The sequence below is a fragment of the Metabacillus litoralis genome, assembly GCF_003667825.1.
GTDB lineage: Bacteria > Bacillota > Bacilli > Bacillales > Bacillaceae > Metabacillus > Metabacillus litoralis_B.
Genome location: NZ_CP033043.1, coordinates 610,455 through 633,525, shown reverse-complemented (window position 1 = coordinate 633,525; position 23,071 = coordinate 610,455). Strand labels below are relative to the sequence as shown.

Below are 23,071 nucleotides of genomic sequence, written 5' to 3'. Positions count from 1 at the left end.
TGAAAACGGTGTAAATTTTTACACCGCTTAAGAATTTCTATTTATTATGTTGATTATTATTTAATAAATGAATATGTTTCTTTAATTGCTTTAAGATTGCCCTTCTTGTAAAAATCCCTTCGAATATCTTCTCATCATTTTGCACACAAATAAAAGGATTGTTTACAACAAGATCCAGTCCTTTTTCTAAAGGGTCATTTAAAAAGAGTCTTGGTATTTCTGTATTCATTACTTCTTCTACTTTCATGTTTTCTAATTTTTCAAATTCTATCCTCTCTAGACCAAATATATTGTCCATTATTAAATTCATCCCGATAAGACCGTGAAGCTTAAAAGTTGGATCCAAAACAGGAATGGCTGTATATCCTGTCTTCGTTAAAACAAGTAAAGCATGTTCTAAATTATTCCCAATTTGAACATGTGCTACCTTATCTCCAGGAATCATTAAATCTCTAATGGTTAAACCCATTAACTCATTGGCATCAATACTAAACATAGCTGTTCTTCCTCTCTAAAAAACTTTTCTATATTAAAAAGGAGGTCATGAATAATCCTAATCTATCATATCATAAAAAGCTATTGTATATGTTTCATTTGATCTTTTCTAACACTCATGTTTATACATTACACTCTTTCAACATGTAATATAGATCATGCTAAACCTTAGAAGAAATAAAAAAATGATACTCATTAATGAGTATCCACTTTTAATCTTACTTTTTTAAGTAGAGAATAACTATTTTATTCTTAATCTGTCATATAACAACTTAAGTTGATGATAATTTCCTTCATCCACCTGTTTTAAACCTGATTCAATATCATTTATTTCACTGCTAATTAATTCAATAGCGTAATCTTGTCTTAATAGTGTTTCTACTAAAAGCTTTTGCTCATCATACGATAATCTATCAATTGTTTCCATTCGAAGAATCCCCCCATGAAATTGATTCCTTTCCCTAAGCATAATCAATTCAAAAGTAGGGAGTCAAACGCAAGTTTCGACAACATCCTAAATTTCTATTATTTAGTATATCGATTTGCATAGCTAAATGCTGTGTAAGAATCTGGTTTTATTTTCGCTTCAATTCCCATCGCTTCTATGCGACCTGTCATTTCCTGAATTAACTCCTTTGTTAATCCTTTTCTTCCTATATCAAGATGAATTTCAAAAACTAAATCTGCTCCTTCATCTGAAAAAGGAATTAATACATCTGTTAATTGTTCTAAATATTGAGAAGTAAAGTAGTAAGCAATTTCTTGACTAAGTGCAGTTTCCATCGAAATTTTTTCACGAATACTCGAAATTGGCCTATTCACACTATGGTACTTTAAACATCCCCATGCACCTTTACCAACACGATGTACATGTATGGCTGTTATAAACTTAGTCTCTGTTTGATGAACATGTGAGTCTGAACCAATTGACAATACATAAAGTGAACGTGGATCCTTTAACATAAAGCCTTTTATACGCTCAATTACAGTTTGGAAGGACATATTCTTCTCAGAGACATTATAAAAGGTGAAAGATTCGTTCATGTCACATCTCCTTGTCAATGATTTCATTTTTCAAAAGAGTTTTTCCCTTCTACCTCACTATATGTATTAAACAAGGAATATTATGAGTATTTCTCATTAATTCTAACTAACTCATAGCAAACGTATAATTAACGCAGAAAAAAAGTAGCCATACCTTAAGGCATGGCTACTTTCCTTTACTAGTCTCAATGTTTTTAATGGTTGCATGACAATGAGCGCACGTAAAGATAACATTTTGATTAGATTGAGCTGTTAATGATTCTGATAGTGGTCCTTGTCCATGACATGACGGACAAATAACAAAAGGCTCTTTTCTCATTTTGCCTCCTTACTCCATTAGTTACTGGAGGAGATCAAAAATTTCCATCGCAATCATATCAATATTGTCGAACTGGTAAGATTGAGGTTTTTCACCCTTTTGATAAACCTCAAGTTCAAACGTGCTGTTTTTATCAAAATATTTTACACTACAGCGTTTTTCACCTTCTACTTCGAAAAAACGTTGAACTGGTTCTCCAGCCCCCGCATTTTCTTGTAAATTTTGAAGTCTTGTAATAATACCTAAAAGTTGTGACACTAGAATATCCCCCTTCCGGAAGAGTTAACGTATAACTAATTCCTCATATTTTATTGTTTTACTCTACCATACATTCTATCCACTAAACAACGATTCAATAATCAGTATCTTTACTTTGTGCCATATCAATTTTACACTATGTATATAAGGATTTCCAAGGAAATTGTCATAGTATTGACAAACGTTGATTTATTAATATCAACAACACAACTGAAGCAACAAAAACTGCCTTGATATTAATTGCTAGGAAATCACTTTCACCCTCGTCAGTCAAAAAATTCGTGTTTAAAACAAGGGGGAAATTAATTTTGGCACTCACAAAAAAGATTAATGATCGAATAACAATCATCGACACAATGGATTTAGGAATGCAAGGTAGAACAAGTTGCTATGTTCTACAGGATGAAAAACAGGTAGTCCTTTTTGAACCGTCAGCAAGCCCTTCAGTACCTCATATCCTAGAAGGACTAAACGAGCTAAACATTCCGTTTGAATCAATAGCCTATATTATTGTAACACATATTCACCTAGACCATGCCGGTGGAGCAGGATTACTTTTAGAAAAGTGTCCCAATGCAAAGCTTATTGTCCATCCAAAAGGTGCTAGGCATATGATTGATCCCTCAAGATTAATTGCTGGTGCAAAAGCAGTCTACGGTGAAAGCTTTGATCGTTTGTTCCATCCAGTACTTCCCATTGCTGAAGATCGAATCATAATTAAGAAACATCTTGATACTCTTGAATTAAGTAATCACTGCACTCTAACCTTTTATGATTCTCCAGGTCATGCAAATCATCATTTTAGTATTCATGATTCGGTAAGCAATGGAATATTTACTGGGGATACGATAGGGGTTTTTTATGGAGTTCTACCTGAAAACAATAAGGAATTTTATCTACCTTCTACATCGCCTAATCAATTTGACCCGGAAGCAATGCTTCGTTCTGCAAAAATGATTGAAAATTTAAATGTGAGTTCAATTTATTTTAGTCATTATGGAGTCAGTAAAAATCCAAACAGGGTAATTAATGAATTGAGGAAGTGGTTACCTCGATTTTTACAAACAGCTCAACAAACTCTTACTAACAATAGCTTTGAAACCATTCAACAAGCAAGTAAACAGGTAAATATTGAATTAGGTAACCTTGTTTCACAAGTGTTAGCTGATCAAAAAGCTACACTTTCTAATGATGTTCATGATATGGTATTACTTGATTTATCAGTTTGTGCTCAAGGCCTTGTTGATTACTTTTATAAACTTGAACAAAAAAGAAAAAATGTCAGGGGGATATGAGTGAAAAAAGTTACAGTTTATACTCAACCAAGTTGTCCACCATGTCAGGTGGTAAAGAAGTTTTTAGATCATCATCAGATTTCCTATATTGAAAAAGATGTTTCAATAGACTTAGATGCAAGAACCACACTTATCAATGAATTACAATCTACTTCCACACCAACTGTAACAGTTGATGATGCAGTAGTAACAGGTTTTGATTTGCAAAAGCTTGAAAAGTTATTGGAGATTGAAAACTGAAGAATCAAGAAAGAAAAAAAGCTTGGTGACCAGCCAAGCTTTTTCCGTCTATTAAAAGGGGTTTGGGGAAAATCGAGAGTTTAATGACTAATCAAGTTCCTACAAGCACATTCTAAGGTGATGAAACAGGGTTTCACCTCCGTAAAAAATGTTTTATGTAGTTCTAGATTGTTTTATTCTCTTTCTTAATTACAATGATAATGATTATCAGTTTCATTGTCAACGTTTTTTTTACTCATTTTCTATAAAAAAACAGCGGAAACTCTGTCCGCTGTTTTTACCATGATATTGTAAATGCCAAATAAAAAATATATGCAAGTGAGAGAACAGCTGCAATCAAATAAGTTAAAAACACTGGGTTGCGAGTATAAGGATGATCTTGAACTCTTTCATTAATTTGTGTGTCATATTTCGCTTTTCTTTCACTTACAAGCTTTCCTACCTTAAATGTATAAATTAAGCTTGTAGCCAATATAAGCAATGCTATCACACCGAGTACCATTGTTAAGTAGGTCATCTTGCTGTCACCCCTTCTATAAATAGGATGACTCATTAACTGCAAATTATTCTTTCAGTACTTCAATGAATACAAACCAGTTAAAAGCGAAAAATTTATAATAAACCATCCGCCTCATATAAATACTCGTAGGATAAATCAATAAAAAGATACAGATTTTGATCTAATGGATAAGAAAAAGTTCTAATCAGCTCACCAGTCTCTATGTCACTATAAACATCACTTAAAAATCCCTTTTGATCAAATCTCATTCTTATAATATTTGCTAAAAAGTATGGTCTCCAACTCCAATTTTTTAAATAATACTGAGGTTGGATTTCCCAATTAGCTTTTTTAAATATATTAACGGATTGCTGAAATCCATCTTCATCACAAATGTATATACGAAAACAACAATCGTCTAACTCCTTTGAAAGTTGTTCAAGTAATTGCTTATAATCAGTATATTGCTTACCAATTTTATTAAGCATTTGCTGGACTCTTAAGTTAAACTTCTCAGTAAAATTATATAATCCTTCAAGTTTTTTCTTCTCAGAGCTTATATAACGCTGAAATTCTAATCTTAGTCTTTCTTTACAATCGTCCCTTTCAATAAAATTACGAGTTGGATTGCTTAAAAAGTATCCTTGATAATATCTCCCACCATTTTTCCATGCATATTGAAGTTGAAAATTAACTTCAATATCCTCGTATAAAAGGGTTGCCCCAATTTTCCTTGCTAACAAAGCAATTGAATAAAGAACATCGTAATAAGATTGAAGTGGTGAAGTTAATCGGAGTGGCTGTAAATCTATTTTCAATATATCAGGTGTTAAAAGGCCTATTCGATCTAAATTGCTACCTGCCTTCCCAATATTATCAATAGCAACTTTAATACCATAAGTTCTGTAATATAGTAAAAGATGATACAGTTGTTCAATATCTCCTAGAAAATTATGCTCTGTAATTTCCAGTACAATTTGATCTAAATGTAATCCTTTTTCTTGTTTTTCTATTAAAATTTGCAAAAAATTTTCACCATGATCAAGCATAAGCAAATTTGCATCACGATTAATGAAAAGCATCAATTCTTGATTATTAAGCTCTAAAAATTCATCTACAGCTATATGTAGTAAATGATCATCGACTTCAATTCGGTATTCATCAGGAATGCTTTCATCATGAAAAAATGAGCCTAGGCTATCTACTTGATCATTGATTTTTATTCTTCCTAAAACCTCATAGCCGATAACTGTTTGTTCATCTGCACTGAAAATTGCTTGATAATATGGAAAAACTTTATCCAAATTCGTTAAAACGTCTAACGGATCCATTGCAATCCCCTCACCTATATCTATCTAGAAAGTAATCATATTATAGCACATTCAAAGAAAAGATTAGACAAAATTGCACCTAAAGGAATTTTTTTACAAAATGATTAAGGCTTTCAAAGATATTATGAAGGAACAATAAAGCTGCCAAAACACCTACATTATTAAAAGGAATTGACAGCCATTTTTTATCAAATAATCAAACTTCAAATAAGGTTTGATTATCACATTTTAAAATGGTCGTTGATTTAACCACTGACCGCCATCCATTGTGATGCATTCACCGTTTATATAAGATGCTTCATTTGATAATAAGAATGCTGAGAGCGCTGCAATTTCTTCCGGAGTTCCTAATCGACCTAGAGGCACACTATTTAAAGTACGTTTAGCAGCTTCCTCTGATTCCCATAAACGATCGGCTCCACCTGTTCTTTCAATTGGACCAGGCGCGATAGCATTGACTCTAATCCCATATTTACTGCCCCATTCAACAGCAAGTGTTCGTGTCATTGAAAGCACTCCAGCCTTTGCAGCAGCAGAATGAATAACACCTGCCCCGGCTCCCCATGCATATGTAGCCACCATATTTAAAATTGATCCCTTTACTTTTTTCTCAATCCAATACTTTCCGATTGCGGAGGAACAATAAAATGTCCCGTTTAACACAATGTCTATTACGGCCTTCCAACCATTTATAGAAAGATTTTCAGCAGGGCAGATAAAATTTCCTGCAGCATTATTAACAAAACCATCAATTTTTCCAAATTTAGAATCAACGTGCTGAATCATCTCTGATATTTTTTCAGGATCTCTTACATCAAGCTGTATGGGAAGGACCTGTCCATCATATGTTTGAATCTCATTTTTTGCTTCATTCAGCTTTTCTAGCGTTCGCCCAATTATAACAACCTTAGCACCATCTCCAGCAAATCGTTTTGCCATAGCCTTTCCCATCCCACTTGAGCCACCTGTAATAATGATAACATTATCCTTCATAATCATTTTCCCCCTTTTATAATGAATGACCATTCATTCATATCTTAACATAATTACATTTCTGTTTCTATTCAAATAGTATGAAATGGTTCTTTAAATTGAAGCATGATATACTTGTATGGAAGAATTTTTTCAGGTACGGACGAAAAAAAATAAAATCACTTAATATATATGAATAAACACGGAGAAATGGTTGGTAGAAACATGACAAAATTATATTCAAGAAGATCTTTTTTAAAAGGTCTTCTTTCCTTTTCTTTTGCAAGCTTATTAACAGCAGCGGGTGGCTATACATATGCCAGGTATATTGAACCTACTTTTTTAGATAAAAAAATTCTTTCCCTGTCACACCCAAACATCCCAAGAGCGTTTGATGGTTTTAAAATTGTACAATTTAGCGATACACACTTAAGTGAATTTTTCACATTAGAACGATTAGAAACAATTGTAAAGGAAATAAATTCTCTTTCTCCTGATCTATTGCTTTTCACTGGTGACTTAATGGACGAACCAAATCAATATGAGAAAATAAATAAGATTGTTCCTGTTCTTGAAAAGTTAGAGGCACCATTTGGAAAATACGCTGTTTACGGGAATCATGACCATGGTGGTTACGGTACTGATATTTATCGAAATGTTATAACGATGTCTGGGTTTACATTATTACAAAATGAGGTTGCAAATGTAAAAATGGTTGATGGAAGTAAAATAGCCATTGCAGGAATTGATGACCTTATGCTTGGGAAACCCAGCTACGAAGGGACATTAGGAAATTTAAATAAAGATATGTTTAATATTCTATTAGCTCATGAACCAGATGCTGCACTTGAATCAAAAAAGTATCCTGTTCACCTACAGCTTTCAGGTCATAGTCACGGCGGACAAATTCAACTGCCCTTTATCGGACCGCTAATTACACCACCTTATGCTACTGAATATATTGAGGGTTTATATGATGTGGAAAAGATGAAGCTATATGTTAATAGGGGATTAGGTACAACCAGACTTCCGTTTAGGTTTTTATCTGTGCCAGAATTAACTCAGTTTACACTCCACTCATTAAAATAGGCTAAAGGATCTAATCCTTTAGCCTATTGGTGATTTCATCGGGTGGGATCGGTTTGCTAAAGTAAAAACCTTGTCCCTTTTGACAGTTTAACGTCTTTAAAAATTTCAGCTGCTCCAACGTTTCAATTCCTTCTGCCACAACAAAGAGTCCCAAATTTTCGGCGATAGAAAGGATTGTTTTGACAATTGCCTCATCTTTTTGATCGGTTAACACTTCTCGAATAAATGATTGGTCAATTTTTAAGGAGTCAATAGGAAATTGTTTTAAATACATTAAAGAAGAATATCCTGTGCCAAAATCATCAATTGAGATAGCCACTCCAATTTCTTTTAACTTTCTCATAATGTGCAATGCTTCATCTACATTTTGTAAGGCACCTTCTGTAATCTCAAATTCAATTTGATTAGGATTTATATCATACTCACTAAATAAGTTCTTTATTTTTTCTACTAAATAAGGTTGTTCAAATTGCTTAGCTGACAGATTTATAGCTAGTACAACTTCACCTAAACCTTCTTTTTTCCATTGCATAAGCTGTTTGCAGGCTTCCTCTATTACCCATTCGCCTATAGAAATAATCAGTCCTGAATCCTCTGCAATGGGCACAAATTTAGCAGGCGAAACATTTCCTAAATGTGAATTTTCCCATCTTAATAATGCTTCATAGCTCACGATCTCATCTGTATGCAAATCAACTTGTGGTTGATAGTGCAATTTTAATTCATTATTTCCAATAGCCCTTCTTAGAGCAGTTTCCATAGATAACAACTCATTGGTGTTTTTATCCATACCCTTATGATAAAGTTGGTATTGCGCCCTGCTTCTTTGCTTTACAACATATAGTGCTTTATCCGCATTCATGATTAATGAGTCTTCATCATGACAATCATCAGGATATATACTTATACCTATGCTAGCTGACACATAGTATAAGTTGTCACTGATAGAAAAAGGGTGTTTAAATATATCCATAATTTGCGAGGCAACCTTACTTGCCACTTCTACATTGGATGATGGCAAAACAATGATGAATTCATCTCCTCCATGACGGTATACGTTAAATTCAGGAGAGTTTATACTTAATAGCCTTTTCCCAACCTCTATTAAGATTTGATCACCATTATTATGTCCAAGAGTATCATTTAACATTTTAAAGCGGTCTAAATCCATAAACATTAAAGCCAAAGATGTTTGGTTTTGTTTAGACATCTTCATAACTTTAGGTAAGTCTTTTTTTAACGCACTTCGATTATACAATCCAGTAAGAGAATCATGATATGCTAGGTGCTCAATTAGCTCTGCATGCTTTGCCTTCTCTGTGATATCCCTTAATATAAAAAAGATCCCACTAACTGTTTCATTTATCATAATAGGCACTGTTTTATAATGAACATTTAATCTGTTTTGCTTTTGAATAAGGACCGCTTCCCCTTCAAAAGATTCTCCATTAATAGATCGTTGAAATGCATGCTGTATTTCTGGATGATAGCTGTATTCAAATAGCGAGAAAACGCTCACATTAATAAGTTCATCATCTACCTTAAGTATTCTTTTAGCCGAATGATTTAACGAACAGATTACTCCATCATTATCAACTGATAAAACTGAATCCATATTGAAGTCAACAAGTGATTTATACATTTGTTGACTTTCTATTAACAAGGTCTTTTCATGAACCCTTTCTGATATATCTCTAGTAACACCAATTATATAAATAACATCGCCATCATCATTTTTTATTGGTGTTAAAATTGTTTCACCATATGCAAAATGGTTTTCATCAATTTTTACTCTATCTTGAAATGTGGTTGCCATTTTATGATTTTTCACAAATGTATATTTCTCATTTAATTCATCCGCAATCTTTGCAGGCTGGAGGTCGTAAAAGGTCTTCCCCGCATAATTATTGTTAAGCTTTGCTCTTATTTTTCCCATCTCATTCACAAATAAGTAAGTAAATGCACCATCATTTTCAACCTTCATAATAAATATCAAATCATTGATATGCTTTAAAATTATTTGAAAAATAAACGACTCAATTACTGATAACTTTTTGTCATTATTGAAGTCTTTTTTTAAGTTTAAAAAATCGGTCATTCCCATCATCCTGTACATGTCTATTTATAGTGTTTAACAATTAACTATGGTTACTATTTAATTTTGTTTGATGCTTAGGATCTTAAATTTAATAGTACCATAATGTCATCATTTAACAACTGCTGCCTAATGAGTTGATAAAAAATTACCTATTAGTATTCCAAGAATACTTCCAACAATGGTTATAAGAAGATACAAAATAAAATGCAAATATTTTTTCTCTTGAACTAACTGTATAGCTTCTATACTAAAAGTAGAATAAGTCGTAAATCCTCCGCAAAAACCTGTGGCTAGAAATAATAGTATGTTTCCGGGTGTGATATTGATAAACAAACCTAATAAGAAAGCTCCCAAAAGGTTTATTAACATGATTGAAATAGGCATTGAAGATTTGAAAGCAGTATATATGTATTCACCTATTAAATATCGTGCTGCCGCGCCAAAAGCACCGCCAATTGCTACAGCTATCATGACTGCGTCTCCTTTTTCACTATAGTACTTGCAATTTTCATTCCTATTAGTACTAGTAAGAAACTTATGATTAGAGTACTTGTAAGGTAGAAAATAGCATGATGTATCGGCATAGTCGTTAATTCCCAACTAAAAGTTGACATCGTTGTTAATCCTCCACAAAATCCTGTACCAAGAAGTAACTTCGATTTCTTATTTTCTCCCCTATTTATAAAGAAGACCGTGAAAAAACCTAATATAAAGCTACCTGTTATGTTAACTGTAAATGTGGAGAATGGTCCATAAGAGTGAACGAAAGAAAACATATATCTGAATATAGAACCTATTGCTCCTCCGATTCCAACAACTAAGCTATTATGAAATTTTTCTTTCATTATAAGTATCCTTTCCATCTAATCTTTCTAAAAAGAGCAACTTTCTCTTATTATCTCAAAAGAAAGCTCTTTATCAAGAAAAAGAAAAGACCTTCAGCTCAATATGAAGGTCTTTCTTTTTGAATGTTATTTATTCTTCATCTTCTAGCACACGATAAGCCTGACCAAAAAGTAATAATTGGCTATCAATCATTGGCTCATCATCCACCTCACGAGTAACATAATGATATACTCCATCTTTGTCCTGCTCTCTTGCCTTTACATTATCAGCTAAATTCGACATTAGGACTTGATTTAAGCGTTTCTTAATTCGGCCATCAAAGATAGGAAATAAAATTTCAACTCGCTTTTCCATATTTCTTGTCATCATATCAGCGGATGATAGGAATGTTTTTTCTTCTCCATTATGGTGAAAGAAATAGATTCTGCTATGCTCTAAAAATCTACCAACAATGCTACGTACCCTTATATTTTCACTTACTCCTTTTATTCCCGGACGTAAACAGCATGTTCCTCTAATAATTAAGTCAATTTTCACTCCAGCGTTTGAAGCTTCATAGAGCTTTGTAATGATGACTTTATCTGTTAAAGAGTTCATTTTTGCAATAATCCGTCCATTTGAAAATCTCTTATGGAAATTAATTTCATCATCTATAAGTTGAATAAAGTCCTTTCGAATGTCAAAAGGTGCTACAGATAAATGGTGAAACTCAGGCTTTTCTGTATAACCACTTAAATAGTTAAAGAAATTAGTAGCATCAATTCCAAATTTCCTTTTCGATGTAATCAAGCCCATATCTGTATATATTTTTGCTGTTTGATCATTGTAATTACCTGTTCCAAGATGGACAAATCGCTCAATTCGGTTATTTTTTCTTCTAACAACGAGAGTTATTTTACTATGAGTTTTTAAGTAAGTCATCCCATAAATAACGTGACATCCAGCTTTTTCAAGCTCCTTCGCCCATTGGACATTATTTTCCTCATCAAATCGAGCTTTTAACTCAACGAGAACTGTTACTTGCTTCCCATTCTCAGCAGCACGCATAAGCGCCTCAATAATAGGGGAATCACCACTAACCCGATATAAAGTTTGTTTAATAGCAAGCACATCTGGATCATCTGCTGCATCAGAAATAAATTCTACAACAGGCTCAAACGATTCATAAGGATGATGCAAGAAAACATCCTGTTCTGAAACTTTTTCAAAAATATCTTCATCTGAGCCGATATCACGTGGTGGCTGGGGAATAAGTGTTTCAAACAAAAGATCCTCCCTAACTTTAGAGATTTCTTTTGCAAAACCAAATAAGTATGTTAGATCTAGAGGACCATCGATTTCATATACATCTTTTTCATGAATTTCGAGTTCTTCTGTAAGATAACGTAAAATATTACGATCAAATCCTTGTTTTTGGATTTCTAGCCTAACAGCTGCACCCCATTTTCGTTTTTTTAGCTCTTTTTCAATTTCTTTTAATAAATCACGAGCACCTTCTTCATGAATAGTCATATCTGCATTTCTTGTGATCCGGAAAACAGATACAGATACCACCTTATATCCTTTAAAAAGTTTATGGATAAACCTGCTAATAATATCTTCAAGCAGCACAAATTGAGTTGTTCCTGAAGAAGAAAGTTTAACAAAGCGATCTAAAACAGAAGGAACTTGAACAATAGCTGTTTTATATCGATTTTCTTCATATTCATCGTTATCTTCGATGACAATAGCAAGATTTAAGCTTTTATTTAAAAGCATTGGAAACGGCCGATATGCATCAACGGCCATTGGAGTAAGGACAGGGAAAATTTGTTCGTCAAAATATTCCTCAAGAATTTGTAGCTGCTCAGAAGCTACTTCTTCCATCTTTAATAACTGAATCGCTTCTATATCAAGATTTGGGATCAGAAGGTGATTATAAGCTTCATATTGCATTTCAACAAGGCGGTGAGTTCTAATCCCAATTTGGTTAAGTTGTTGTTTTGGGGTCATCCCGGCCTTATTTTCCGGCTTATTAAAACCTGCTTTTACTTGGTCTTTTAATCCCGCTACACGAACCATGAAAAACTCATCTAAATTTGAACTAAATATTGCTAAAAATTTTAACCTTTCTAGTAAAGGGTTACGCTCATCTAGTGCTTCTTCCAAAACTCGTTCGTTAAAAGCAAGCCAGCTTAGTTCTCTGTTGTTATAATATAGCGGACTCTGTAGATCTATAGCGTTTTTATTTAATGTATTCATTTTAAGCCACCCTTTTTCGACAAATATCTATTGTTTACATGATAGCACTATGGTACTAGTCTAATTGTAAAATTTTTGTAAATTTTATGTAAATAATAGCTAGCTTATGAATAAATTTAGACAATACCCTTTTTAGATTATCAAGACTTTCCTAACAAGTAGTTCTTACCAACTTAACAGTACAAAAAACAATCATTCGACATTTACTATCAACAGTGATTTATCTTTTTATTCTTCAATAAAATTAATAGATATTGACCTTTTCAATACTTTTTCCAAATGTTTCTTTTGCTTTTCAACTTGATATTGCTCTGGCTTCCAATCTCTGTTACATATAACATTGAAAACCAACTTCCCCTGCTCAAGTTTCAAATCAAGGGTTCTAATAATATTTCTTTTCGTCGCATTTAAGCTATATGCAAATTTTAATATAGCTCCTAACATTCTATACTTTGCTAACTCATCTTTTGTGAACCAATCACTATATGAAGAAACATATCTTTTAAAATTTGTTTTACTTGTATAAGAGGCAATCAATGCGATAATAATACGATCTCGATGAAGCAACCCGTCAATTGTTCTATTAGCTAGGAGGTAGAAAGTATGTTGACTGCTTGATTCCGAGTCAATATATGAGCCAAGGTCATAAACAAATGCCCCTCTTTTAAGTAATAGCTCATCTTCTTTATTAAATGAAGCTAATTCAGCTTTATGAAGAAGAGTAGTTATCATTAATGCATTTGTTGTTACATGAAAAACATGGTTTAAGTTAATGCTGTAATCTGTTGCCAATTCATAGAAACTCTCTTCAATCACATTAGGGAAAATACTTATTCCAAATTCCTTTGTAAGTTCCTCAAAGAAAACACCATCTCGCAAACCTTTTTTACTTAATGCAAACTTATTTGTGTTTACGATCTCAACTAAACAATGAAACACCTCAACAGCAGGAATGATAATATCTGCTCGGTCCTTAGAAAGCCCTTCGACTCGTTGTAACTCTGAAAACGTTAATGACTGTAGATACTGATTGATTTCATTAATGTCCTCATTATTCATCAAATATTGATGAACACCTGCAATTGGGTATCCGATACGTTCTTGGTGTATTTGAACCATATTTCTCGCGCTTCCTCCAATACCGATAATTGGAAGCTTTCTATTTTTTACCCAATCAAGTGTTTGAAACTGTTTATATATATACGCTCTTAATTCTTTTAGTTCATCCGTATTCGGAACGTCACCTTTTATAAATTGTTTTTTCAAAGATAGCGCTCCAAACGGAAAACTGTGATAACTTATTAATTTTCGATTGGCAAAGTACGTAAGTTCTGTACTTCCCCCACCAATATCAATTGTAATACCATGATCAAAAGGTGTTGTATTAACTACAGCTAAATAACCAAAATAGGCTTCTTCATACTCTGATAAGATTCTAATCACAAAGTCAGTCTCAGCTTTTACTTTTTCAAGAACTGCTTGCTGATTTTTGGCTTGGCGAATTGTAGCGGTGGCCACACACTTTACCTCATCTAATTTATGATGATTTGTTACCTCCTTGAAACTAAGAAGCGTGTTAATCAAAATTGACATTCCTTCGTCCATTAACACTCCCTCATCAGATAAATAGTTTCTAAGACGTGCCACTACCTTTACATTTTCAATTTCTTTTAATCTTCCGCTTTTCTCCCGTAAGTAAATAACAAGTCGCATTGTATTTGATCCGATATCAACTATTGCATATTTTTCTTGATTCAATTTCAACACCCTTACATATATAAATTACATACAACTGTGCGAATAAGTTTTAAACATTTATTTTTGATATCTTACAGTAAACGTCATCTTATAGGAATAAATTAATGTACATTATACCATATCCATACATAAGTTATATTGATTTCTTTTTTCACAAAAATCTCTGTATAACAGTGTCTATTATAAATGGAGGTATGAACATGATTCATATTGTTAAACAAGGAGAAAGCCTTGCCCTGATAGCTGCTAATTACCGAACTACTATAAATAAGCTATTAGCAGCAAACTCAATTCAAAATCCTAATATTATCTATATTGGACAAAAAATAACAATTCCAGGATTACCTAATCCTGATACCATTCCTTATTCGATACAAATATCTATATCCAAAAAACGTTTAACCCTAAACAGAAACGGACAAGTTATGAAAGAATACCCTATTGCCGTAGGAAAAATGGTTAGTTCAACACCTGTAGGAGATTTTGTCATTGTAAATCGGGAACCAAACCCTGGTGGACCTTTTGGGGCAATGTGGCTTTCCTTGTCTAAAATCCACTATGGTATACATGGAACAAACAACCCATCTTCTATTGGTAAAGCCGTTTCACAAGGATGTATTAGAATGTATAACAGCGATGTTTTAGAACTGGCTTCACTAGTTCCTAATGGTACTAGTGTCATGATTAGACCTTAAGATTTTATTAAGATTTTGTAATTTACGTATCCAAACGTTATTTGTTACCTTATAATGACAATTGTAGATACGGACGAAGGATATAAGGAGCGAACAAATGAAAATTTTTCGTAATCGTAACTTTGTTAAATTATTCTATGCTGCCCTTTTTTCGCAAATGGGTACAACAATAGGAAATATGGCTTTTGCCTTTTATTTACTGGATCATTTTAGTCATCAGCCTTCTTATGCAACAATAGCAGAGCTGATGTACTCATTACCTACCATTCTCGTTTTTTTCATCGTTGGAGTTGTCGCAGACAGATTTGATCGTAAGAAAGTAGCTGAAAATTGTGACTGGATACGGGCAGCTTTAACCGTTATCTTATTTGGTTCACTGTTTACTAACTCTATCCCTCTTATCTTTCTGGTACTTTTCTTAAGAAGTGCTGTAACAAAATTCTTTTTCCCTGCTGAAAATAGTCTTGTTCAAGGGATTTTAAACAAAGATCAATATGCACAAGCAGCTGGACTAAATCAAATGCTTTTTAGTATTTTTATGGTATTTGGAGTCGGCATAGGTGCTGCAATGTATAAAACAATCGGGATACACGGTGCAGTTGCTGTTGACTTTGTAAGCTTTATTATCTCTGGCTTACTTATTAGGTCATGTCAGATACCATCTTCTGCAAGACTCCCTAACGGAAGGTTAAAATGGAAAGATGTTAGTATTAAATCTTCATTTGTCGACTTTAAAGATGGAATACTCTATATTATTAAAAATCGACTGTTAGCTTCTTTAATCTTTGGTTTTTTTGTTTTTGGCTTTTTTAATGGAGCATTTGCTATTTTACCTATGTTTACAATGAAATATGAACTCTCACCTACAAACTATGAATGGTATGCATCCCTTTTCGCCATTTCTTTAGGTTTAGGGTTATTAACAGGAAGTGGTCTTGGAACATTAATTGCCTCGAAGTTTAAGCCACATCAATTAATGATCTTTCCAATCTTTCTAACAAGTTTGCTCGTTTTCTTTTTAGGTTTTACAGATAAAATATCGACCTTTCTTATAATCGTGTTTATTATTGGGACATGCTTAGGACCAATTAATATAGCAATTGGCGGCTGGATGCCTAAAATTGTTCATCCTAAACTTATGGGCCGTGTTAGTGGCTGGATTGACCCACTAATGATGTTTGCACAATCTATGACATTAGGTCTTATCGCTCTTTTATTTCCGAAAATCATTGAGGAAATTGATTTTCTTTATTACGGAATTGCAGCTATAATTTTACTAGTTTCCCTCTTCTATGCCTTCACATTACCAAAATTAAGTGAGGCATTTGAGAGAAAACAAAGAAAATTAAATCATAATGCTCGTAAAGCTACCAACATCTCCTCAATATAGAAGGATGACTTCACGATGAGTCATCCTTGTCTTTTATTCCCCTTAATATTTTTTATTTTTATCCGATATATATGGAGACACTTTTTCTTTACCATTTATGTTAGGTTGTGAGCAAAATGCGACAGACAATTTTTAAACACTTTTTACTGATACTCCTTAGAAACTATCTATTTGGGTCCTTACTTGCAGTTTTTGGAGTTGGGGCACTTTTCATGTTTACAACAATAGATGTTCAACTAAATGAAACCATTTTATTGGGTAAAATAATGTGCCTTTCACTTTTATGTATGCTTTCACTTGAAAGTATTGTATTTTCACTTATGATCAAGCCAATAAAAAGAACATTCTTGAATGATCAGCCATCACATGAAGACTTAAGATTATCTTATAAACAAGCACATCGATTACCTATTCTTAGTGTTTATAGAATTTTCGGTCCACATTTATTTGGATTTTCTATACCTGCCATGGCAATGAGCTACATTTATATTAACAATGAAATGCTTCCTTTTCCTCTGTATTATGTTGGAATTGCTTTCGGTGCCTCTGTTCTTATAGCAGGGATGCATGCTATTATTGAATTCTTCTTAGCCACGAAGGCCATACAGCCAATACTCGTTTACATTAGAGATCAAAGTCAAAATTTATATAACATGGACTTTTCACATCAATCACATATATACATTTCAATTCAAAAGAAAGTATTGTACAGTGCCATTTTTATAGGTGTTTTTCCTTTGTTATTGTTTAGCTTAGCCACTCATTTTCGATTTACCGAAGCCTCTATCCCATTATTGACAGAATACTGGAGTTGGGCTGTTATCGTTTTAGTTGTTTCGATATTATTTGCTTTTTATGGTGCTTATTTATTATTTCATAATATAGCAGAACCTATCCAAACGCTTGAAAATGCGATGCAACAAATTCAGCAAGGCAACCTTGTTTATCAAAAAGATGTGTATTCTGATGAATTTTCCAAATTAATATCCGGCTATAATCAAATGGTTAGCGGTCTTAAACGAAGAGATCAAATTAACAAACAATTATTAGACAGTCTTTTTACAACACTAGCTTTGGCACTAGATGCACGTGATCCATATACTGCTGGTCATTCAGTACGGGTAGCAAAATATTCAGTATTAATTGGTGAGCAAGCTCAGCTAAATAAGGAAACACTAGATTTATTAAGAAAATCTGCTTTATTACATGATATTGGAAAAATAGGAATTAGAGATGATATCTTATTGAAAGATGGTCGTTTAACGGATGAAGAATTTAATGAGATAAAAACCCATCCTGTTATCGGAGCAACCATTCTCTCCCAAGTTCAGCCTAAAGAGGAGATGGATGCACTTATACCAGGTGTAAAATATCACCATGAACGATATGACGGATTAGGTTATCCGGAAGGTCTTCTAGGGAAAGAGATTCCTCTCTTCGGTAGAATTATGGCCGTTGCCGATGCTTTTGATGCTATGACATCTGATCGTCCATATCGTAAAGGGATGCCTATTCAAAAAGCCCTAGCAATTATAGAAGAAGGAAAAGGGTCTCAATGGGATCCAAAATATGCTCAACTTTTCATAAACTATATGAGACAAAATGAACACTTAGTTAGCGATCAGCTTAAGAAAAGCGTATAACTTTTTTAGAAAATGTATCATAGAAGCATTCGTTTTGACTTATGCTGACTTATGCTTCTATTTACAGACTTTAATGAATTTTTGCAATTAAATACCCTTTTCTAGTTGCATTTTACTACTGACCAAGTATAATTTATATAAGATAGATACAAACTGAAAGTGTAACAAGAAAAGGAGAGAACCAATGGACGATCATAAGCGGCTCGATCCAAGATTAAACCCAACAATTGAAAACCTCGCACGTGCTATTTACGTAGTTAACCGTCATGCAAAAACTGCACCAAACCCAAAATATCTTTATGCTTTAAAAAAGAAAGCATTACTTAAGCTTGTCCAAGAAGGAAAAGCAACTAAAAAAGGACTTCACTTTTCAAATAATCCAAAATTCAGCCAACAGCAATCTGATGTTTTAGTTTTAGCTGGGGAGTATTACTTTCATATGCCTCCTACAAAAGACGACTTCGATCAACTTCCACATTTAGGTTCATTAAATTCAACTTATCGTAACCCAAAAACACACATGTCCTTAACAAAGGCCAAGATTCTCTTACAAAATTATGTTGGAATGAAGGAAGAGAAAAAACCTAACACACACAATTATCGTACGAACAAAGCACGTACATATGAAAAGCCGGTTTTCAAAAGATTAGGCGAGAGCTACAGATAAATACAAAAAAGCCACATAAATGTAAGTGGCTTTTTCTTTTGCCTTTCAGTATGTATTCATCACTGACTAATGCAAATCAGGTAAATTACATTTCTTCTTGAGTAAATAGCCTTTCAACATTACTTCTAAGAATATGAAAAAAATAAGGAACTTCCGTTTCATTTACATTTTTAAATAATGCTTCTGTTAAGCCCTTATAATACCAAGCTTGTTTTTCATACCCTCTATTAAAAAAATCCCAGACTTTGTCTCCATATTGTTGGTAGTAGTTCAGTAAATCCTGACTATTATCTAGTTTATCCGCTGCTATTAATGCTTTAATTTCAAACGATGATTCTTTTGCTTTTAGAATCGTAGCTTGTTTTCTTTGCTCCCATTCCAAATCTTTGTTTTCTGTATTATGTAAAACAAGCTGTAAGATCTCCTCACCAAATATCTCTCTAATATCTTCTTGGGATACGTCTGTATCCTCAATAACATCATGCAAATATCCTGCTGCAACGACGCTATCAGGAAAACCGGATTGTTTAAGTATAGCTGCCACATTTTCTACATGTGTAAAATATGGTTTTCCACTTATTTTTCTTTTTTGTCCATTATGTTCCTTCTTAGCAAGATCTCTTGCTTTTAGGATAATCTCCATTTCTTCACCTTACCCAAAAATAACTAAATGATTGCTTTATTATAAACCAGAGTGATCTCGATCAATTCGTCCCCAATGCACATTTTTTCTTCTAACGAGCAAAAAGACTGCATGTTATGCAGTCTTTCGTATATTAAAGTACATACTGATCGATATTTTGTACAAGAGTGCTAATTTCAGGTTTACTAATTTGCTCACTTGCCCCTACCATCTGTCCCTTATGGCGAAGGTCATTTGTAATTAAGGAAGAAAAAATAATGACTGGTAAAATACTTAATGATGGATCATCCTTTATTCTTCTTGTTAAATGGTGTCCATCCATTTGGGGCATTTCAATATCAGTAATAATTAATTGCACCTCGTCTTCGATTGCTTTGCCTGCCTCTACAATCGACTTTAAATAGGAGAGTGCATCTTTTCCATTTTCAAAAAATTCGATATATTGAAATCCAGCTTCATTAAGTGTTTCCTGTAGTAATTTACGTAATAACGGTGAATCTTCTGCAATAACTAATTTTTTTTCAGATCTTTCTCTTGTCCCTAGCTTTTTTACACTTTCAACATTAATCCCTGACTCTGGATTGATATCAACAACAATTTTTTCAAAGTCTAACAGAAGAATCATCTCTCCGTTAATTTTTACTACTCCTGTAATTTGACTTTCCAAGCCTTGATACATTCCAGATGGCTTTTCAATTTTATCCCATGAAATTCGGTGAATTTGTGTAACTGCATGTACATGAAAAACAACTTTTGTTTGATTAAATTCTGTCACTATAAATTTTTCATCTTTTACTGCTTCATCTTGTCCAAAACCTAACGCTCTAGAAACGCTTACGACAGGCAAAATTTCGCCTCTGATATCTATTATTCCTTCCACATTTGGATGTGAATGTGGTATTTGCGTTACTTGTACTGGCTGAATAATCTCTTTTACTTTAATAACATTAATACCAAATTTATTTTTACCTACACTAAACTCTACAATTTCAAGTTCATTTGTTCCACTCTCAAGTAAAATCCCTTTTTGTTGATCCATTTTCTTCTTCCTTCCATCTAAATACATTTGTACTTATTATATCGGCAAATATTTTAAAAACTTAAAGGATTTTATTGGAGTTTATAAGAAATACCAAGTCTTAGCAGTTGTTTTAGTATTTAAATTGAACATCTTAATTCAGTCTATAAGCAAAAGCTTGGATTTCATTCCAAGCTTTTATATTAATATAAATAATTTAATACTCTTTCATCTGCCAGATTAGTGTCTATCTGGCATTTCGTTGCACCCCTACCATATTGCCATACCCAAACATTTGCCTTACAATTTGGAGTTGCCGGATTAAATCTAGGGGCTTTTCTTTCTGATGTTACTCCAGGTTCAGGTTCCGTACTCCATAAAATCGCTTCTAGGGCAATCTCTTTATTTTGCTGAACAGCCTGACAATAAGCTTGAGTAAAATCTCCTTCAACCGGATCATGATAAAATCCCGATCGATATCCGGTCGGTAATAGTGTTTCGACCCATCCTCTTATCCAAGCTGAATCAACATTAAAGAAATTCTCAACATTTGCAAACAGAACGGTTCCTTTAGGTAAATCTAGCCTTCTAGCATGATAAACAGCATTTCTTACAGCAATTTGTGCTTCATCATAGCCGACGGCTTCTCTAATAACATTATAAATAGGTAATACTTTTATTCCCTTGCTTCTGATTAATGTAATTTCCTGTTTAGTTAAACCGTTTGAAACGTTAGGAATATCTGTTAAGTATCTCCCCCAAAACTTAGGTGAACCAAAACGTTTTTTTACACAATCTAATAACTCTTGATTAACTGTATTTGCTGAATCAACACCCCAAACTTTTCGTGCCAGAGACACCACACCCTTTCTCTACGCTCTACACATGTATATGAAAGATCAGGGTTGTCTCAAACATATAATTAATAAATCCCCCTCTTTTCACTCCATTTCCATTCATTCAACCTCACTTCTAAACTTGTTTTATTTAAAAATTATGAAATGAAATAGCCTTATTGAGTTCATAATTGGTCTATTTTCTAAGTTGTTTACATGTTTATATAAAATCTATGACATGATAGTAATGTACTTTGTAAATATAAAGAAATAAAAATGAAATGCAATTTTGTGACACTCTTGTTATAATCCTGTTGTGAATCGTTTTATCGGTTTCAACGGGTTGGGTTGAGGGGCACAATTAAGGAAGGTCTACATTGGATAAGTTTTTTCGATTAACTGAAAATAAAACGTCTATAAAACAGGAAATACTTGCTGGATCCGTTTCTTTTTTCACTATAGTCTATATTGTCGTTGTTAATGCTTCTATCTTAGCAGATGCCGGGATACCTTTAGAAGCAGGGATAATAGCAACAGTTCTAACATCTGTCGCGGGTTGTTTCATTATGGGGTTATTCGGAAATACGCCTATAATTCTTGTGCCAGGCATGGGAGTAAACGCACTTTTTACTTACACTATTGTGTTGGGGATGGGGCTAACTTGGCAAGAAGGTTTGGCCGTTGTCTTTGTTTCCGGTATTCTTTTTACTATTATTGCCTTTACAAAGCTTTCAACAATAATCTCGGAGTCAATTCCACTTTCTTTAAAAGAAGCCATAACAGTTGGAATTGGGTTTTTCTTAACGTTTATAGGTCTACAAAAAGGCGGCATTGTTGTTTTAAGTAAAGAAACATACGTAGCTTTAGGTGATTTTAGTGAACCCACTGTTTTTTTGACTCTCATCACTTTAATCGCAACTGTTATATTATTTTCCAAACAAATACCTGGTAACTTTCTAATTAGTATTTTATTTGGGACAATTCTTTCAGCATGCTTTGGTCAGCTCAACTATGATTTTACTTTTAAATCAGTTGATGCATTTGTTATGTATAAAGAGGTTTTTTTTGCTATGTCTTTTGCAAATATGATTGATATAGCTTTCTGGACAGCAACATTTTCTTTAACAATGGTTATCGTATTTGAAAACATTGGCTTAGTATTTGGTCAGGTACATATGATTGATCGTCCACAGCGATATAATCGATCTTTACAAGCTAACGCATTATCAACAATTACCTCTGGGATTTTTGGCTCAAGCCCAACGGTAAGTACTGTTGAGACAGCAGCTGGAATTACCGCTGGTGGAAGAACTGGTTTAACATCACTTACAACAGGAGTTTTGTTTTTAACTTCACTTTTATTTTTACCATTTGTAAGAATAATTCCCGATAGCGCGATAGCTCCTATACTAATATTAATTGGAAGTTTAATGATACAAAATATCCAGCATATTGATTTAAATGACTTTAGTGAGAGCTTCCCAGCATTCCTGATTATTGCATTAATACCATTTACCTATAGTATTGTAGATGGTATGGCATTCGGCTTTATTATGTATCCGATCTTAAAGATTGTACTTAAAAGACAAACAGATGTTAAACCACCTCTTTATATTATTGCATTGTTATTTTTGTTAAACTTTATCTTTCATTCACTTCATTAGGACAGACGGATATGTCTGTCTTTTTTATTT

24 protein-coding genes are annotated in these 23,071 nt (G+C 33.3%); 8 read left to right on the top strand and 16 right to left on the bottom strand.

Annotated features, from left to right (window positions below):
- Positions 1-37 precede the first annotated feature (37 nt).
- The 5 genes from cbpB to D9842_RS02880 all read right to left on the bottom strand — a co-directional run bounded on the left by cbpB (position 38) and on the right by D9842_RS02880 (position 2,116).
- Positions 38-496, bottom strand: a complete 459-nt coding sequence (gene cbpB / locus D9842_RS02895; RefSeq protein WP_121661197.1) for a cyclic-di-AMP-binding protein CbpB — start codon at positions 494-496, stop codon at positions 38-40.
- A gap of 240 nt (positions 497-736) precedes the next feature.
- Complete coding sequence (gene abbA / locus D9842_RS02890) at positions 737-922, bottom strand: antirepressor AbbA (RefSeq protein WP_121661196.1); 186 nt, start codon at positions 920-922, stop codon at positions 737-739.
- A 98-nt stretch (positions 923-1,020) separates the two neighbouring features.
- Positions 1,021-1,539, bottom strand: a complete 519-nt coding sequence (locus D9842_RS02885; protein WP_121661195.1) for a ribonuclease H-like YkuK family protein — start codon at positions 1,537-1,539, stop codon at positions 1,021-1,023.
- A 166-nt stretch (positions 1,540-1,705) separates the two neighbouring features.
- A complete protein-coding gene (locus D9842_RS25620) occupies positions 1,706-1,858 on the bottom strand; it encodes a hypothetical protein (protein WP_098798015.1) in 153 nt (50 codons plus the stop codon).
- 21 nt (positions 1,859-1,879) lie between these two features.
- Positions 1,880-2,116 carry a YkuJ family protein gene (locus D9842_RS02880; RefSeq protein ID WP_121661194.1) on the bottom strand — a complete coding sequence of 79 codons (237 nt, stop codon included), beginning with the start codon at positions 2,114-2,116 and terminating at the stop codon, positions 1,880-1,882.
- Positions 2,117-2,424: 308 nt separating this feature from the next.
- On the opposite strand from D9842_RS02880, the gene D9842_RS02875 reads away from it, so the two are divergent.
- Positions 2,425-3,411 carry an MBL fold metallo-hydrolase gene (locus tag D9842_RS02875; RefSeq protein ID WP_257535974.1) on the top strand — a complete coding sequence of 329 codons (987 nt, stop codon included), beginning with the start codon at positions 2,425-2,427 and terminating at the stop codon, positions 3,409-3,411.
- The gene (locus D9842_RS25615; RefSeq protein ID WP_162987281.1) at positions 3,412-3,651 is read left to right on the top strand and encodes a glutaredoxin family protein; all 240 of its coding nucleotides are present in this window, start codon (positions 3,412-3,414) and stop codon (positions 3,649-3,651) included. It abuts the gene before it with no gap.
- Between the two features lie 277 nt (positions 3,652-3,928).
- On the opposite strand, the gene D9842_RS02870 is transcribed toward D9842_RS25615, so the two are convergent.
- The 3 genes from D9842_RS02870 to fadH all read right to left on the bottom strand — a co-directional run bounded on the left by D9842_RS02870 (position 3,929) and on the right by fadH (position 6,474).
- Positions 3,929-4,168, bottom strand: coding sequence for a hypothetical protein (locus D9842_RS02870; RefSeq protein ID WP_121661193.1), 240 nt, complete (start codon positions 4,166-4,168; stop codon positions 3,929-3,931).
- Between the two features lie 95 nt (positions 4,169-4,263).
- Complete coding sequence (locus D9842_RS02865) at positions 4,264-5,481, bottom strand: EAL-associated domain-containing protein (protein WP_121661192.1); 1,218 nt, start codon at positions 5,479-5,481, stop codon at positions 4,264-4,266.
- Between the two features lie 228 nt (positions 5,482-5,709).
- Positions 5,710-6,474, bottom strand: coding sequence for a 2,4-dienoyl-CoA reductase (fadH, locus tag D9842_RS02860; RefSeq protein ID WP_121661191.1), 765 nt, complete (start codon positions 6,472-6,474; stop codon positions 5,710-5,712).
- Positions 6,475-6,678: 204 nt separating this feature from the next.
- On the opposite strand from fadH, the gene D9842_RS02855 reads away from it, so the two are divergent.
- Positions 6,679-7,542 carry a metallophosphoesterase gene (locus D9842_RS02855; protein ID WP_121661190.1) on the top strand — a complete coding sequence of 288 codons (864 nt, stop codon included), beginning with the start codon at positions 6,679-6,681 and terminating at the stop codon, positions 7,540-7,542.
- A 10-nt stretch (positions 7,543-7,552) separates the two neighbouring features.
- On the opposite strand, the gene D9842_RS02850 is transcribed toward D9842_RS02855, so the two are convergent.
- The 5 genes from D9842_RS02850 to ppx form a co-directional block, all read right to left on the bottom strand.
- Positions 7,553-9,640, bottom strand: a complete 2,088-nt coding sequence (locus tag D9842_RS02850) for a bifunctional diguanylate cyclase/phosphodiesterase (RefSeq protein WP_162987280.1) — start codon at positions 9,638-9,640, stop codon at positions 7,553-7,555.
- A 126-nt stretch (positions 9,641-9,766) separates the two neighbouring features.
- Positions 9,767-10,111 (bottom strand): fluoride efflux transporter CrcB, encoded by a 345-nt coding sequence (crcB, locus tag D9842_RS02845; protein ID WP_121661188.1) that lies wholly within the window; start codon positions 10,109-10,111, stop codon positions 9,767-9,769.
- Positions 10,108-10,485: a fluoride efflux transporter FluC gene (locus D9842_RS02840; protein ID WP_162987279.1), complete on the bottom strand. Its 378-nt coding sequence runs from the start codon at positions 10,483-10,485 to the stop codon at positions 10,108-10,110. The genes crcB and D9842_RS02840 overlap by 4 nt, the downstream gene beginning before the upstream one ends.
- Before the next feature lie 130 nt (positions 10,486-10,615).
- Complete coding sequence (locus tag D9842_RS02835; protein WP_121661186.1) at positions 10,616-12,727, bottom strand: RNA degradosome polyphosphate kinase; 2,112 nt, start codon at positions 12,725-12,727, stop codon at positions 10,616-10,618.
- Between the two features lie 228 nt (positions 12,728-12,955).
- A complete protein-coding gene (gene ppx / locus D9842_RS02830; RefSeq protein ID WP_121661185.1) occupies positions 12,956-14,485 on the bottom strand; it encodes an exopolyphosphatase in 1,530 nt (509 codons plus the stop codon).
- Positions 14,486-14,685: 200 nt separating this feature from the next.
- Here ppx and D9842_RS02825 point away from each other — a divergent pair, with 200 nt between their 5' ends.
- From D9842_RS02825 to D9842_RS02810, 4 genes are all read left to right on the top strand, one after another.
- A complete protein-coding gene (locus D9842_RS02825) occupies positions 14,686-15,180 on the top strand; it encodes a L,D-transpeptidase family protein (protein WP_121661184.1) in 495 nt (164 codons plus the stop codon).
- 97 nt (positions 15,181-15,277) lie between these two features.
- A complete protein-coding gene (locus D9842_RS02820; protein ID WP_121661183.1) occupies positions 15,278-16,570 on the top strand; it encodes an MFS transporter in 1,293 nt (430 codons plus the stop codon).
- Between the two features lie 212 nt (positions 16,571-16,782).
- The gene (locus D9842_RS02815; protein WP_257535973.1) at positions 16,783-18,213 is read left to right on the top strand and encodes an HD domain-containing phosphohydrolase; all 1,431 of its coding nucleotides are present in this window, start codon (positions 16,783-16,785) and stop codon (positions 18,211-18,213) included.
- Between the two features lie 184 nt (positions 18,214-18,397).
- Positions 18,398-18,880, top strand: coding sequence for a YkyB family protein (locus D9842_RS02810; protein ID WP_121661181.1), 483 nt, complete (start codon positions 18,398-18,400; stop codon positions 18,878-18,880).
- An 85-nt stretch (positions 18,881-18,965) separates the two neighbouring features.
- Here D9842_RS02810 and D9842_RS02805 read toward each other — a convergent pair whose 3' ends face one another.
- From D9842_RS02805 to D9842_RS02795, 3 genes are all read right to left on the bottom strand, one after another.
- Positions 18,966-19,523 (bottom strand): HD domain-containing protein, encoded by a 558-nt coding sequence (locus tag D9842_RS02805; RefSeq protein WP_257535972.1) that lies wholly within the window; start codon positions 19,521-19,523, stop codon positions 18,966-18,968.
- A 133-nt stretch (positions 19,524-19,656) separates the two neighbouring features.
- Entirely contained in the window at positions 19,657-20,562 is a 906-nt protein-coding gene (locus tag D9842_RS02800) for a chemotaxis protein (RefSeq protein ID WP_121661180.1), read from the bottom strand.
- A 182-nt stretch (positions 20,563-20,744) separates the two neighbouring features.
- Entirely contained in the window at positions 20,745-21,395 is a 651-nt protein-coding gene (locus D9842_RS02795) for a glycoside hydrolase domain-containing protein (RefSeq protein ID WP_121664921.1), read from the bottom strand.
- 359 nt (positions 21,396-21,754) lie between these two features.
- On the opposite strand from D9842_RS02795, the gene D9842_RS02790 reads away from it, so the two are divergent.
- Entirely contained in the window at positions 21,755-23,041 is a 1,287-nt protein-coding gene (locus D9842_RS02790) for an NCS2 family permease (RefSeq protein WP_121661179.1), read from the top strand.
- Positions 23,042-23,071: the final 30 nt, after the last annotated feature.

Coding starts and splice junctions, on each gene's coding strand:
- cbpB (WP_121661197.1), bottom strand. CDS start 496: ATGTTTAGTATTGATGCCAATGAGTTAATGGGTTTAACCATTAGAGAT.
- abbA (WP_121661196.1), bottom strand. CDS start 922: ATGGAAACAATTGATAGATTATCGTATGATGAGCAAAAGCTTTTAGTA.
- D9842_RS02885 (WP_121661195.1), bottom strand. CDS start 1,539: ATGAACGAATCTTTCACCTTTTATAATGTCTCTGAGAAGAATATGTCC.
- D9842_RS25620 (WP_098798015.1), bottom strand. CDS start 1,858: ATGAGAAAAGAGCCTTTTGTTATTTGTCCGTCATGTCATGGACAAGGA.
- D9842_RS02870 (WP_121661193.1), bottom strand. CDS start 4,168: ATGACCTACTTAACAATGGTACTCGGTGTGATAGCATTGCTTATATTG.
- D9842_RS02865 (WP_121661192.1), bottom strand. CDS start 5,481: ATGGATCCGTTAGACGTTTTAACGAATTTGGATAAAGTTTTTCCATAT.
- fadH (WP_121661191.1), bottom strand. CDS start 6,474: ATGAAGGATAATGTTATCATTATTACAGGTGGCTCAAGTGGGATGGGA.
- D9842_RS02855 (WP_121661190.1), top strand. CDS start 6,679: ATGACAAAATTATATTCAAGAAGATCTTTTTTAAAAGGTCTTCTTTCC.
- D9842_RS02850 (WP_162987280.1), bottom strand. CDS start 9,640: ATGACCGATTTTTTAAACTTAAAAAAAGACTTCAATAATGACAAAAAG.
- crcB (WP_121661188.1), bottom strand. CDS start 10,111: ATGATAGCTGTAGCAATTGGCGGTGCTTTTGGCGCGGCAGCACGATAT.
- D9842_RS02840 (WP_162987279.1), bottom strand. CDS start 10,485: ATGAAAGAAAAATTTCATAATAGCTTAGTTGTTGGAATCGGAGGAGCA.
- D9842_RS02835 (WP_121661186.1), bottom strand. CDS start 12,727: ATGAATACATTAAATAAAAACGCTATAGATCTACAGAGTCCGCTATAT.
- D9842_RS02825 (WP_121661184.1), top strand. CDS start 14,686: ATGATTCATATTGTTAAACAAGGAGAAAGCCTTGCCCTGATAGCTGCT.
- D9842_RS02820 (WP_121661183.1), top strand. CDS start 15,278: ATGAAAATTTTTCGTAATCGTAACTTTGTTAAATTATTCTATGCTGCC.
- D9842_RS02815 (WP_257535973.1), top strand. CDS start 16,783: ATGTTTACAACAATAGATGTTCAACTAAATGAAACCATTTTATTGGGT.
- D9842_RS02810 (WP_121661181.1), top strand. CDS start 18,398: ATGGACGATCATAAGCGGCTCGATCCAAGATTAAACCCAACAATTGAA.
- D9842_RS02805 (WP_257535972.1), bottom strand. CDS start 19,523: ATGGAGATTATCCTAAAAGCAAGAGATCTTGCTAAGAAGGAACATAAT.
- D9842_RS02800 (WP_121661180.1), bottom strand. CDS start 20,562: ATGGATCAACAAAAAGGGATTTTACTTGAGAGTGGAACAAATGAACTT.